11 protein-coding genes are annotated in these 12512 nt (G+C 65.6%); 3 read left to right on the top strand and 8 right to left on the bottom strand.

What is annotated here, in order from left to right:
- Nucleotides 1–43 precede the first annotated feature (43 nt).
- Nucleotides 44–886 (bottom strand): oxidoreductase, encoded by an 843-nt coding sequence (locus AAFG16_RS43990; protein WP_342735298.1) that lies wholly within the window; start codon nucleotides 884–886, stop codon nucleotides 44–46.
- Between the two features lie 119 nt (nucleotides 887–1005).
- On the opposite strand from AAFG16_RS43990, the gene AAFG16_RS43985 reads away from it, so the two are divergent.
- Entirely contained in the window at nucleotides 1006–1896 is an 891-nt protein-coding gene (locus AAFG16_RS43985; RefSeq protein ID WP_342735296.1) for a LysR family transcriptional regulator, read from the top strand.
- Between the two features lie 92 nt (nucleotides 1897–1988).
- Here AAFG16_RS43985 and AAFG16_RS43980 read toward each other — a convergent pair whose 3' ends face one another.
- Together AAFG16_RS43980 and AAFG16_RS43975 are read right to left on the bottom strand one after the other, a co-directional pair.
- The gene (locus AAFG16_RS43980; protein ID WP_342735294.1) at nucleotides 1989–2819 is read right to left on the bottom strand and encodes an enoyl-CoA hydratase; all 831 of its coding nucleotides are present in this window, start codon (nucleotides 2817–2819) and stop codon (nucleotides 1989–1991) included.
- A gap of 114 nt (nucleotides 2820–2933) precedes the next feature.
- Nucleotides 2934–3635, bottom strand: coding sequence for an SDR family NAD(P)-dependent oxidoreductase (locus AAFG16_RS43975; protein WP_342735292.1), 702 nt, complete (start codon nucleotides 3633–3635; stop codon nucleotides 2934–2936).
- Between the two features lie 234 nt (nucleotides 3636–3869).
- Here AAFG16_RS43975 and AAFG16_RS43970 point away from each other — a divergent pair, with 234 nt between their 5' ends.
- Complete coding sequence (locus AAFG16_RS43970; protein ID WP_342735290.1) at nucleotides 3870–5654, top strand: acyl-CoA dehydrogenase family protein; 1785 nt, start codon at nucleotides 3870–3872, stop codon at nucleotides 5652–5654.
- 210 nt (nucleotides 5655–5864) lie between these two features.
- Nucleotides 5865–6953 (top strand): Zn-dependent alcohol dehydrogenase, encoded by a 1089-nt coding sequence (locus tag AAFG16_RS43965; protein ID WP_342735288.1) that lies wholly within the window; start codon nucleotides 5865–5867, stop codon nucleotides 6951–6953.
- 149 nt (nucleotides 6954–7102) lie between these two features.
- Here the strand turns inward: AAFG16_RS43965 and AAFG16_RS43960 are convergent, their stop codons facing one another.
- From AAFG16_RS43960 to AAFG16_RS43940, 5 genes are all read right to left on the bottom strand, one after another.
- Nucleotides 7103–7456: a nuclear transport factor 2 family protein gene (locus AAFG16_RS43960; RefSeq protein ID WP_342735286.1), complete on the bottom strand. Its 354-nt coding sequence runs from the start codon at nucleotides 7454–7456 to the stop codon at nucleotides 7103–7105.
- A 162-nt stretch (nucleotides 7457–7618) separates the two neighbouring features.
- On the bottom strand, nucleotides 7619–9091 hold the full coding sequence (locus AAFG16_RS43955) for an amidase (protein ID WP_283082391.1): 1473 nt from the start codon (nucleotides 9089–9091) through the stop codon (nucleotides 7619–7621).
- A gap of 224 nt (nucleotides 9092–9315) precedes the next feature.
- Complete coding sequence (gene mbfA, locus AAFG16_RS43950; RefSeq protein WP_283082389.1) at nucleotides 9316–10287, bottom strand: iron exporter MbfA; 972 nt, start codon at nucleotides 10285–10287, stop codon at nucleotides 9316–9318.
- 66 nt (nucleotides 10288–10353) lie between these two features.
- On the bottom strand, nucleotides 10354–11502 hold the full coding sequence (locus tag AAFG16_RS43945; protein ID WP_342735283.1) for an alpha/beta hydrolase: 1149 nt from the start codon (nucleotides 11500–11502) through the stop codon (nucleotides 10354–10356).
- Between the two features lie 124 nt (nucleotides 11503–11626).
- A complete protein-coding gene (locus AAFG16_RS43940; protein WP_342735281.1) occupies nucleotides 11627–12496 on the bottom strand; it encodes an MBL fold metallo-hydrolase in 870 nt (289 codons plus the stop codon).
- Between the last annotated feature and the right edge of the window lie 16 nt (nucleotides 12497–12512).

Genomic DNA, 12512 nt, shown 5'->3' with positions numbered 1-12512 from the left:
CGAGCCCGGCCTGGCCAAGCCAGCGCCGGGCGTTTTTTTGCCTTTACTTTGCAGCGTCGTCGGTGAAATCGGTCGAGGTCGCGACCGATCGCCATCCTGCCAGCTCCCGCGCCACGAACGTGTTCTTGGCTTCGATCCGCTCCACGGTGTCGCTGCCGAGCGGCAGCCGCAGCGGCGGATTCTTCGCATCGACCAGCTTCAGGAAGGCCTGCGCCAGCTTGCGCGGGTCGCCGCGCTGGCCGCCATTGACGTCGGCCGCGTGCGTGCGGGTCTTGCCGACGCTCTCATGATAATCGTCGATCACCTGCGCGGTGCGCGACAGCGAGGTCTCGTCGAGGAAGTCGGTGCGGAAAAAGCCGGGCTCGACCACGGTGACCTTGATGCCGAGCGGCGCGACTTCGCCGGCCAGCGCTTCGCTGATGCCTTCGACCGCGAACTTGGTCGCGCCATAAACGCCCCAGCCGGGATAGCCGGCGTAGCCGCCGACCGACGAGATGTTGATGACGTGGCCCGCGCGCTGGCGGCGCATATGCGGCAGCACCGCGCGGGTGACACCGAGCAGGCCGAACACGTTCGTGCTGAACACCTTTTGCGTTTCCGCGTTGCTGGCCTCCTCGATCGCGCCGAGCAGGCCGTAGCCGGCATTGTTGACGAGGATGTCGATGCGGCCGAACTTCTCCACGGCCTGGCCGGCGGCCTCATGCGCTTCGGCCTCGCTGGTGACGTCGAGCCGGGTGGCGAGCAGCCGCTCGTGGCTGCCGAGCCGTGCGGTGACGGTCGACGGATCGCGCGCGGTCGCGACCACGGCATCGCCGGCCTTCAAGGCTGCCTCGGCGATCAGTGCGCCAAATCCGCGGGATGCTCCTGTGATGAACCAGACACGCATGGTGTTGCTCTTTCCATTTGGGCCCGGCGATTGCCGAAGCCGATGGGCAAGGTGTAGCGGCTCGCCATAGCTGAGATAATCCGCTATATATTTTGCGAGTTGTTGAGTGAAATTCATCAATGCGGATCGACCCGTCCGACCTCGCGACCTTCCTCGCCATTGCCCGCCACCGCAGTTTTCGCGCGGCGGCGACCGAGCTCGGCGTCACGCCATCGGCGCTGTCGCACGGCTTGCGCAATATCGAGGGGCGGCTCGGCCTGGGGCTGGTCAACCGCACCACCCGCAGCGTCGCGCTGACCGAGGCCGGCGAGCGTCTGTTCGCCCGCATCACGCCGGCCTTCCGCGACATCGACGACGCGCTGGAGGACCTCAACAATTTCCGCGGCAAGCCCGCCGGGACGCTGCGCTTCACCGCTGCGCGCCAGTCGGCGCAGCTCGTGCTGCTGCCGATCGTGACGCGCTTCCTGAAGGAGTTCCCTGACGTCAGCGTCGAGCTCGTCATCAACGATGCCCTGATCGACATGGTCGCGGCCGGCTTCGATGCCGGCGTGCGCTTCGGCGAGACGATCGCCGCCGACATGATCGCGGCGCCGATCGGCCCGCGGCACCGCTTCGCCGTGGTCGGCTCGCCCGCCTTCTTCAAATCGCACAAGGCGCCAAGCACGCCGCACGACCTGAAAAACCTGCCCTGCATCCGCTACCGCTTCACGTCAGGCGCGCTCTATCACTGGGAGTTCGAGCGCGGCGGCATCGAGCTCGCCATCGACGTCACCGGCCCGCTGACGATGAACGACCAGGACCTGATGGTCGATGCCGCGCTCGACGGCGTCGGCCTCGCTTACGTCTTCGAGCAGCAGGTCGAAGCGTTGCTGGCGAAACGCAAGCTGGTGCGCGTGCTCGCCGACTGGTGCCCGGCCTATCCGGGCTTCTTCCTGTACTACCCCAGCCGCCGCCAATTGCCGGCCGCGCTGCGCGCGTTCGTGGATTTCGCGCGGGCGCCTGCGGGGTAGCCCGGATGGAGCGAAGCGCAATCCGGGATTCGTGCCGCCATCGCGGACCGTCCCGGATTACGCTGCGCTTCATCCGGGCTACGGATAACGCGCTACTTTCCCGTGAACACCGCCTTGCGCTTCTCGATGAACGCCTGCACCGCCTCCTTGTGATCGGCGGTCGTGGTGAGGCGGATCAGCCGTTCGGCCTCATGATCCCTGGCGGTCTCGAAGTCGAACAGCAGGGCCTCGTCGAGATTGTCCTTCATGTAGCGCAGCGCGAGGCGCGGGCCTTCGGCGAGCGACTTTGCCAGCGCGAAGGCCTCGGCCTGCAGCTGGTCGTCGGGCACGACGCGGTTGACGAGGCCGATCGCCTCGGCCCGCGCGGCATCGACGCGGTCGCCGGTGAACATCAATTCGCGCGCACGCGAGGTACCGACCAGCCGTGTCAGCAGCCAGGCGATGCCGTAGTCACCGGACAGCGCGACCCGGGCATAGCCGGTGGTGACAAACGCCGATTGCGCGGCGATGCGGATGTCGCAAGCCATCGCGATGGCGAGCCCCGCGCCAACCGCGGGGCCGGGCAGGGCGGCGATGGTCGGCTTGCGCACCGACACCAGCGCGCCGGTGAGCAGCCGCTGCCGCTCCTGGAGATCGGCGACCTTGTCGTCGAACGACATTTCGAGCTTCTTCGGATCGCGATGCGCGCCCATGCCCTTGACGTTACCGCCGGCGCAGAACGCCTCGTCCGCCCCGGTGAGCAGCAGCGCGCCGACATCAGGGCTTTCGCCGCAGGTGCGGATCATCGTCCGCAGTGCCGGCGTCAGCGTGTCCGACAGCGAATTGCGCGCCTCCGGCCGGTTCAGCGTGATCACGGCGACGCGGTCGCGGATGGTGCAGAGGAGTTCGTTGGTGCCGGTGTCGATGGTGGTTTCGCTGCTCATTGTTCCTCCCTGCTCTCGTAGGGTGGGCAAAGCGGAGCGTGCCCACCATTGGTTCTTAAGTTCGAGATCGTGGGCACGGCGCGTTGCGCCTTTGCCCACCCTACGGCAGCTTCTTCAAAACTTCTCCACCCAGGGCCGCAGCTCGATCTCCCAGCTCCAGGCGCTGCGCGGCTGCTGCAGCACGTTCCAATAGCTTTCCGCGATCGCATCGGGATCGAGCATCGAATCCGGTTTGTCGGCCGGTTCGGTGTACGCCGTGCTGCGGATGCCGCCGTCGATGACGAAATGCGCGATGTGGATGCCTTGCGGCGACAATTCGCGCGCCAGGCTCTGCGCGAGACCGCGCAGCGCGAACTTGCCCATCGCGAAGGATGCCGATTGCGCATAGCCTTTGACGCTGGCGGACGCGCCGGTGAACAGGATCGCGCCGTGCTTGTTCGGCAGCATCCGTTTTGCCGCCTGCTGCGCCACCAGGAAACCGCCATAGGCGCTGACCGCGATCGCGTTCGCGACCTCGGCCGGAACGAGGTCGACGAATGGGCCGCGCGAGCGGCCAGAGGCATTGTAGACGACGAGGTCGGGCGTGCCGATCTCGCGTTCGACGAGGCCAAACAGACGCTCGACCTCGTCAGGTTCGGTCGCGTTGCAGGCATAGGCTTTCGCGCCGGTCTCGGTGCAGAGCGCGCCCAGCTTCTCGACCTTGCGCGCGGCCAGCGCGACGCGGATGCCTTGCTTAGACAGCAGCCGCGCCAGCGAGGCGCTTAGGCCTTCGCCGGCACCGACGATGAGGGCGATCTTGTATTTCGGGTGTTCCATGATGTGATCTCTGGCGTGATCTCTCGGGGACGAGACGCCGCTGATCTATGCATGGCCTGCGCGGACGACCAGACGGGTCGATCACAATTCCGCAGAGCGAATTGCTCCTTCGCGGCGATCATGCCTCCCCGACAATTTGCGGCTTTATCCGCCTTTGCGATGGGAGCATGATCGACATCATCCAAAGCGGCAAGCGATAAGAATTGCCGCCGGGCGGAAACGAAGAGGACGATCATGCACAAGCCGGTCACAGCGCAGCCGAAACATGTCGCGGCCGAGCCATCGGGCCTGCTGGCGCCCGATACCACGGGCATGAATTTCTACCGCGCCGATCCCGCGTTGATGGATCTCTTGCGCATCCATCTGCCGGACAATCTGTTCCGCCACATCGAGCCGCATCTCGATCGTCTCGGCGAGCTCGCCGGTGGCCACCTCGACGAATGCGCACGGCTGGCCGACCGGCACACGCCGGTGCTGCACCAGCGCGACAAGTTCGGCCGCGACGTGCAGTCGATCGAATATCACCCGGCCTATCGCGAGCTGGAGAACGCCGCGTTCGGCGAGTTCGGCATCCACGCGCTCTCGATCCGCAAGGGCATCATGGGCTGGCCGGACAAATATCCGGTCGTTGCAAAACACGCCTTCACCTTCCTGTTCAACCAGACCGAATTCGGCATGGGCTGCCCGATCAACGTCACCGACGGCTGCGCCAAGCTGCTCGCAACTTTCGGGGACGAGGCGCTGAAAGCGAAATATCTGGACGGCCTGACCTCGACCGACATGAGCAAGCTGACGCAAGGCGGCCAGTTCATGACCGAGAAGGAGGGCGGCTCCGATGTCGGCACGCTGACGACGCGCGCCGTGCAGGAGGGTGACCATTGGCGGCTCTATGGCGAGAAATGGTTCTGCTCGAATGCCGACGCCAAGGTGGTGATGCTGCTCGCGCGCCCTGAGGGCGCTGGCCCCGGCACGCGCGGCGTCGGCCTGTTCCTGATGCCGCGCTTCCTCGACGACGGCGCGCAGAACCACTACCGGATCGTGCGTCTGAAGGACAAGCTCGGCACCCGCTCGATGGCCTCAGGGGAGATCAAGCTGGAAGGCGCGATCGCGTACGCAGTCGGCAAGCTCGACCGCGGCTTCGTGCAGATGGCCGAGATGGTGAACTCGTCGCGGCTCTCCAACGGCGTCAAGTCCACCGCGCTGATGCGCCGCGCCTATCACGATGCGATGACAGTGGCGAAGAACCGCGTCGTGTTCGGCAGCCGCATCATCGACCTGCCGCTCGGCCGCCGCCAGATGCTGAAGATCATGCTGCCGGTCGAGCAAGCGCTGTCGATGAGCTTTCTCACCGCTGACGCGCTGGATCGTGCCGAGGCCGGCAGCCAGGATGCGGCGGCGCTGCTGCGCATCCTGACGCCGACACTGAAGTTCCGCGCGACGCGCGATGCGCGAAAGGTCTGCGGCGATGCGCTCGAGATGCGCGGCGGCATCGGCTATATCGAGGAATTCGCCACGCCGCGCCTGCTGCGCGATGCCCATCTCGGCTCGGTCTGGGAAGGCACCGGCAATATCGTCGCCATTGATGCGCTCCGTCGCGCCGTCGGCCGTCACGGCGCCGAATCCGCACTCGCCGCCGACCTGCACGCGCGGCTCGATGACAGTGCCTCCGTGCCGCAGGCCTGGCGCGACAATTTGCGCGGGCTCACCGGTCGTGCCGTCGGCTTCGCGCGCGAGGTCGCGGGCAAACCCGAGAATGAGGCCGACGCGCGCCGCGCCACCAGCCTGCTCTATCATGTCGCCAGCGCCGTCGCGCTCGCCTGGGAAGCGCATCGCATCCACGCAATGCGCGGCGATGCGCGCCGGCTGCTGCTGTCGCGCCTCGTCATCGACCATCGCGTGACGCCGAGCGATCCGTTCCGGCTGACGGAAAATGCCGTGCAGGCGAAGATCGCAGCACTGCTGCTGGGTGATCGCGATGCCGGCATGAGCGAGGTTGGCGAACTGGTTCTGGCAGCGTAGACTCTCTTCTCACCTCTCCCGAAGGGAGAGGTCGGATCGCTCCTGGCGATGCGAAGCATCGTCCAGTGCGATCCGGGTGAGGGGTTGCGCTCCAACGAGAGACCTGAACCCCTCACCCGGAATCGCATCTGTCGATGCGCTTCCGACCTCTCCCTATGGGAGAGGTGGAAACGACCGCTCAACGAGAATCACAACAACGAGGAAACACCGATGAAGGCCGCCGTCCTCTATGAAGTCAACACGCCCCTGGTCATCGAGGATGTCAGCCTGCCGAAGCCCGGCCCGCGCGAGGTGCTGATCCGCACCGCGGTCGCCGGCCTCTGCCATTCCGACCTGCACTTCATGGAAGGCCTCTATCCGCATCCGCTGCCCGCGGTGCTCGGTCACGAATCCGCCGGCATCGTCGATCAGGTCGGCTCCGACGTCACCTATGTGAAGCCGGGCGACCACGTCGTCACGTGCCTGTCCGTGTTCTGCGGCACCTGCGACAATTGCACCACGGGCCGCACCGTGCTCTGCACCGACACCACGGTGAAGATGCTGCCGGGCGCGTCGAACCGGATGCAGTGGAACAGGGCCGAGAAGCTGAACCAGTTTCTCAACCTCTCGTCCTTTGCCGAGCAGATGCTGGTGCACGAGAACGCGATCGTCAAAATCAGGAAAGAGATGCCGCTCGACCTCGCCGCGCTGATCGGCTGCGGCGTCATCACCGGCTACGGCGCGGTGGTGAACACGGCGAAGGTGACGGCCGGCGAGACCGTGGCCGTGATCGGCTGCGGCGGCGTCGGCATGGCCGCGATCAACGGCGCACAGATCGCCGGTGCCGGTCGCATCATCGCCATCGATACCAATCCGGCAAAGCTCCAGCTCGCGACCAAGCTGGGCGCGACCGACATCATCAATCCCGCCGACGGCGACGTCGTGAAACAGGTGCGCGACCTCACCAATGGCGGCGTGCAGCACGCCTTCGAGGTGCTCGGCCGCAAGGAAACCGCCGAGCAGGCCTTCGCCATGCTCGCCGCGGGCGGCACCGCCACCATCGTCGGCATGATCCCGTTCGGCCAGAAGATCGAGCTGCATGGTTTCGACTTCTTGCGCGAGCGCAGGATCCAGGGCTCCTCGATGGGCTCCAACCATTTTCGCGTCGACATGCCGCGCCTGGTCGATTTCTACCTGCGCGGCCGGCTGCACCTGGAGGACTGGATCTCGGCCAAGCTGAAGCTCTCCGAGATCAACGAGGGCTTTGCCAACATGAAAGCCGGCAAAACGCTGCGCAGCGTGATTGTGTTTGATAGCTGAGCCGCAACACAGGTGTCATCGCCCGGCTCGACCGGGCGATCCAGTACTCCGCGGCGCCAGTGGTGTGAATGAACTACCGCCACGGAGTACTGGATGCCCGGTCAAGCCGGGGCATGACAGTGGAGAGTGCGCGGCCGATATGTCCTCGCTCACCGCGACACGTGCGCGGACAGCGCCAGCCACTTGCCGTTCTGCTTTGCCCAGCAATCGGTGTATCGCCCGGTCGCCTGCTGGCCGTCCGCGGTGGTGTAGCTCGTCGCCGCGTGGATGATGGCGAAGTCGCCCATGATGCGGATGACGACGTCGTACGCGTGCAGATTGCGGATCGCGATCGGCCGCGCGGTCTGCTCCAGGAAGGCGGCGCGGTCGACCAGCGTCTTGTCGGGATTGGAGCAGTAGAATTCCGGCGCCAGGATCTCGTCGAAACGTTCGACGTCGCAGTTTTGCACGGAGGCGACGTAGTCGCGGTTGAGCGCTGTGAGCTGCTCGAGGTCCTGGCTCATTGCATTTCTCTCCCCGTCATTCCGGGGCGCGCGAAGCGCGAACCCGGAATCTCGATATTGTTTTACTCCGCCATTGCGAGGAGCGAAGCGACGAAGCAATCCAGGCTGTTGCCGTCGAAAGACTCTTGATTGCTTCGCTGCGCTCGCAATGACGAGGAGGCATCAATCATCAAACATCTTCGGCGGCACGAACCCGCCGAACTCGCGCTCGATCAGCTCGGCCAGCTTCAGGGGCGTGCGATCCTCCAGCCACGGGCCGACGATCTGGACGCCGATCGGCAGCCCATCCGGCGCAAAGCCCGTGGGGATTGCGGTCGAGGGCAGGCCGGGCAGCGTCGCGATGCCGGGCCAGGCGAGCTGGTCGGTATAGACGTGCTCCTTGCCGTCGATCTTGATCCGGCGCTGTTCCTGGTCCGGCGAATGGTCGTGCGGATAGGCGGCCGTCGGCATCACCGGGCAGATCACCGCGTCGAAGGTCTTGAAAAGCTCGCGCCATTGCGCGCGCAGCCGGGTGCGGCCGGCATTTGCCGCCACCCAGTCGCGATGGCTGAGCGCGATGCCGCGCAGCCGTTCGGCGGCGAGGCTGTTGTCGCCCTCGGGCAGCGCCGCCGCGGCCGCCTTGGCGCCGGCATAGACATCGGGCGCAAAACTCGCGGCAAGGAACGACATCAGCATCCGCATATAGAGTCGCGATGACGCCGCGAAGTCCGGCAGCAGCGGACTGCTGCGCTCGACCTTCACACCCGCCTTGGCGAGCTTGTCGGCAAGCGTGTTGATCATGCCGCGCACCGCCGTGTCGGTCGGCAGCACCGGATCGCTGTCGATCACCAGCACGCGAAAATCCCTGAATGCGGCGTGGCGCGCTGCGGGAAGATCGAGCTTGTAGGCGATGCCGGCTTCGATCGGGTCGGGGCCGGCCATGACGTCGAGCACAAGTGACAGATCGGCGGCACTGCGTGCCATCGGGCCAATCACCGAGAGATCGCGCTCGAACGGCAGTGGCGGCGCCGGCGGCGCGACATGCCCGCGCACTGCAAGAAGGTTGAAGGTCGGTTTGTGCGCATAGATGCCGCAATGGAACGCCGGCACGCGCAGCGAGCCGCCGATGTCGGAGCCGATCGACAGCGGGCCATAGCCCGCGGCGAGCGCGGCCGACGAACCGCCGGAGGAGCCGCCGGGTGTGCGGCCGAGATCGTAGGGGTTGTTGGTGGTGCCGTAGATGTCGTTGTAGCTCTGCCAGTCGCTGAGCACGACCGGCACGTTGGTCTTGCCGAGGACGATGGTGCCGGCGTCCTTTACGCGCGTGACCGGCAGCGCGTCTTCCTTGGCGATGAAATCCTCGTGCGCGGGAATGCCCCAGGTCGTCGGCAGGCCGGCGATATTGTAGGATTCCTTCACCGTCATGGGTAGGCCCAGCAACGGCTTGCGCTCGCCGCGGGCCAATGCGGCGTCTGCCTCGCGCGCGGCGCTCAGCGCACGGTCGAAATCTCGCACGCAGATCGCATTGATCTTGCCGTCATGCCGTTCGATGCGATCGATCGCATCCTGCGTGAGCTCGACCGCTGAGACCTTCTTTGCGGTCAACGCGGCCGACAGCTCGACCGCACTCTTGTAGCTCCATTCCGATTTGGCCACGGCATGCTCCTGCATTTCACTGACGGGATGATGCGCAGTTTGGCGGAAGGCTGCAACCGCCGTTTGATGGCGATTGATATGTCAGCAGCTGTCATCGCCCGGCTCGACCGGGCGATCCAGTATTCCAGAGACCCGCGTTTAAGATCTCGCTTTCACCATATCCGCCGCGGCGTACTGGATCGCCCGCCTTCGCGGGCGATGACAGCGAGTGTGAGGCTGGCGACCTACGCCGCCCCGATCAGGATCCCCACCGCGAGCACGATGGCGCCGCCGAGCACGATCTGGAATACGGCCTGGAGGAACGGCGTGTCCATGTAGCGCGAGCGGATGAAGGCGATCGCCCATAGCTCGAAGAACACGACGACGCAGGCGATCGCGGTCGCGATCCAGAATGCATTGGGCCAGCTGTCGGGTACGAGATAGGGCGCGGTGTGGCCGAGCCCGCCGAGCGTCGTCATCGCGCCGCAGGTGACGCCGCGCAGCCAGGGCGAGCCACGCCCCGTCAGCGAGCCGTCGTCCGACAGCGCCTCGGCAAAGCCCATGCTGATGCCGGCGCCGATCGAGGCGGCAAGGCCGACCAGGAAAGTCTGCCAGTTCTGGTGCGTGGCGAAGGCGGCCGCAAACAGCGGCGCCAGGGTCGAGACCGAGCCGTCCATCAGGCCGGCGAGGCCGGGCTGCACATATTGCAGCACGAACATCCGCCGCCGGGTGCGGTCTTCCTCGGCGCGCACGTCGGGCTTCAGGATCTCGTCGGTCAGCGCCACCGCGCGGTTCTCGTGGTGCTTCTCCTCCTCGGCGAGATCGCCGAGCAGGCGGCGCACGCCCACATCCTCGGCCTGCTCGGCGGCGCGCGCGTAGAAGCGCTCGGCCTCGAGCTCCATGGTCTCGACCTCCTTGCGGATCGTGTCGAGCGGCAGGTTTTTAGTCAGCCAGATCGGGCGGCGGCGCAGGAATCCTTTGACGTCTTCCCGGCGGATCGGCGGCAGATGCGGGCCGAACCGCTCCTCGTAGAGCTTGAGCAGCCGGTGCCGGTGACCGCGCTCCTCCTCGGCCATCTCCTCGAAGATTTTTGCCGTGTCCGGATAACGCTCGCGCAAATCCTCGGCGAAGGTCATGTAGATGCGGCTATCCTCCTCCTCGGAGGAGATCGCGACCGCAAGTACCTCGCGCTCGGTCAGGTCGGAAAAATTCTTCACGGGGGCCCATTTCACTAGTTTAGAATAATTCTAAACTATATAGGGCGCCGCGGTTCGCCGGTCAAATCAGGCCGTGCGGGCCTTTGCGAGGAAGTCGAGCAGCAACCGGCTGACCTCGGTCGGCTGCTCCTGCTGCACCCAATGGCCGGCGCCGTCGATGAGATGGCAGCCGAGCATCCTGGTGCAGCCGCGACCCTGCATCGCCTCGAACACGCCGGGGCGCTGATAGGTGCCCCAGTCCTGCTTGCCGGAGATGAAGCACGAGGGCACGTCGATGCTGCGGCCGGAGAACAGCTGCATCTCCTTGTTGAGTATGCCCGACGTGCCATAGCGGTACCATTGCAGCCCGCCCTGGAATCCGGTGCGGCCGTACTCGGCGCTGTAATAAGCAAGGTCGCTGTCCGGCAGCCATCGATTGGCGGCGATCACGGCCGGCGAGGGCATCTCTTTCGCGACCGTCTCGGCCATGGTCTCGTTCAGGTCCATCACATAGTAGGTCGGCAGTTTCGCCAGTTCATTCGCCGACCACGATTGCAGCGGGTAGGGCTTGTTGTCGGTCCAGTCCGCGCTCTTGTGATGATAGTAGGCGCGCAGGAAATCGTGCACACCTTGCGGCGCGTGCAGCATGTCGTCGTTCGCGGGCCGTGTCGAATAGTACCATTGATAATGCTTGCGCGGGCGGGGCAATGCGGCGAGCTCGCGATGCACGGGATCTTCCACGGCAGGCTTTCCCGGACCATCGACCGTATCGAACGGCAATGTCGGCGCGCCGCCGAACGGCGCGCTCATCAGCGTCACCGATCGAAACACGTCGGGCCGGATCAGCGCGCACCACGCCGCGACCGGGCTGCCGAAATCATGTCCGGCGAGATCGACCTGCCTGTAGCCGAACGCCGACACCAGGGCGAGCACATCGCGCACGAGGTTGAGCAGCGAGAACGGGGTGAGATCGCCGTCGTAATCCGCGGTCCACCCGGTCGTGCGCCCGTAGCCGCGCTGATCCGGCGCGAGCACGTGATAGCCGTTGGCCGCGAGTGCCGACATCACCTTGCGCCAGGAGAAGGCAAGCTCCGGAAAGCCGTGCAGCAAGAGGATGCAGGGCCGCCCCTTGGTCTCGAACCCGGCTTCCAGCACATGCATCCGCAGGCCGTTGATGCCATCGACGTAGCGCGAGCGGATTCCGGCGGGGAGAGCGATGTCGGGGAGATCAGGCATGGTGTTTCCTCGTCATGGCCGGGCTTGTCCCGGCCATCCACGTTCTTGTTGCGGTCGATTGTAAGAGCGTGGATGCCCGGGACAAGCCCGGGCATGACGATCAGCGAAAGGCGATCGCGGCGCGTTAAACCGCCGCGCAGACGAACGCGCTGCCCTTGCGCTTGATCTTCCCCACCGACGGCGAGGGGAAATGCGCGGTGCAGCACAGCGTGTCGGTGTCGCAATAGCGCTCCAGGACGCTGCGGCGCGTCGTTGCCGCCTTGGCCTGATCGACGTCGAACTTCATCGACAGCTCCGGATAGAGCGTCTGCAGCGGCGAGTGGATGAGGTCACCGGTGAAAACCGCATCGTCCTTGCCGCGCCCCATCGCGAATGCGACATGGCCCGGTGTGTGGCCGGGCGTCGGCACGATGCGGACATGATCGCCGATCTGATGGTCGCTGCCGACGAGCTCGTGGCGGCCCGCCTCGACCACCGGCAGCACGCTGTCGGCGAAGGGCGGCACCTCGGCCTTCGCGTTCTGCTCGGTCCAGTAATCGAACTCCTGTTTGGCGAAGACGTAGCGCGCTTTGGGGAAGGTAGGCACCCAGCGGCCGTTCTCCATCCGCGTGTTCCAGCCGACGTGATCGACATGCAGATGCGTGCACATCACGAAGTCGATGTCCTCGACCGCGATGCCGGCGGCGCTGAGGCCGCGCATATAGGTGTCGTCGGTCTTCATGTGCCATTTCGGCCGCTGCGGCCGCGACTTGTCGTTGCCGATGCAGCTGTCGATCAGGATGGTGTGGTGCGGCGTCTTCACCACGTAGGACTGGAAGCACAGGATCAGGGTGTCCGCATCGTCCAGCGCCTTGGCCTGCCGCATCCACGCCCGGTTCTCGGCGAGTATCTCCGCCGTCAGCCCGGGGATGAACTCCAGCGCCGGAAAGAACGGAGACTCCTGCTCGATGATGCGATGAATGGTGAGATCGCCGACCGCATATTTGAGGCTCATGCTCGTTTCCCTCGTG

Source organism: Bradyrhizobium sp. B117 (genome assembly GCF_038969555.1).
Lineage (GTDB): Bacteria > Pseudomonadota > Alphaproteobacteria > Rhizobiales > Xanthobacteraceae > Bradyrhizobium.
The sequence above is the reverse complement of the archived record's forward strand: the minus strand, read 5'-3'. Positions and strand labels throughout refer to the sequence as shown.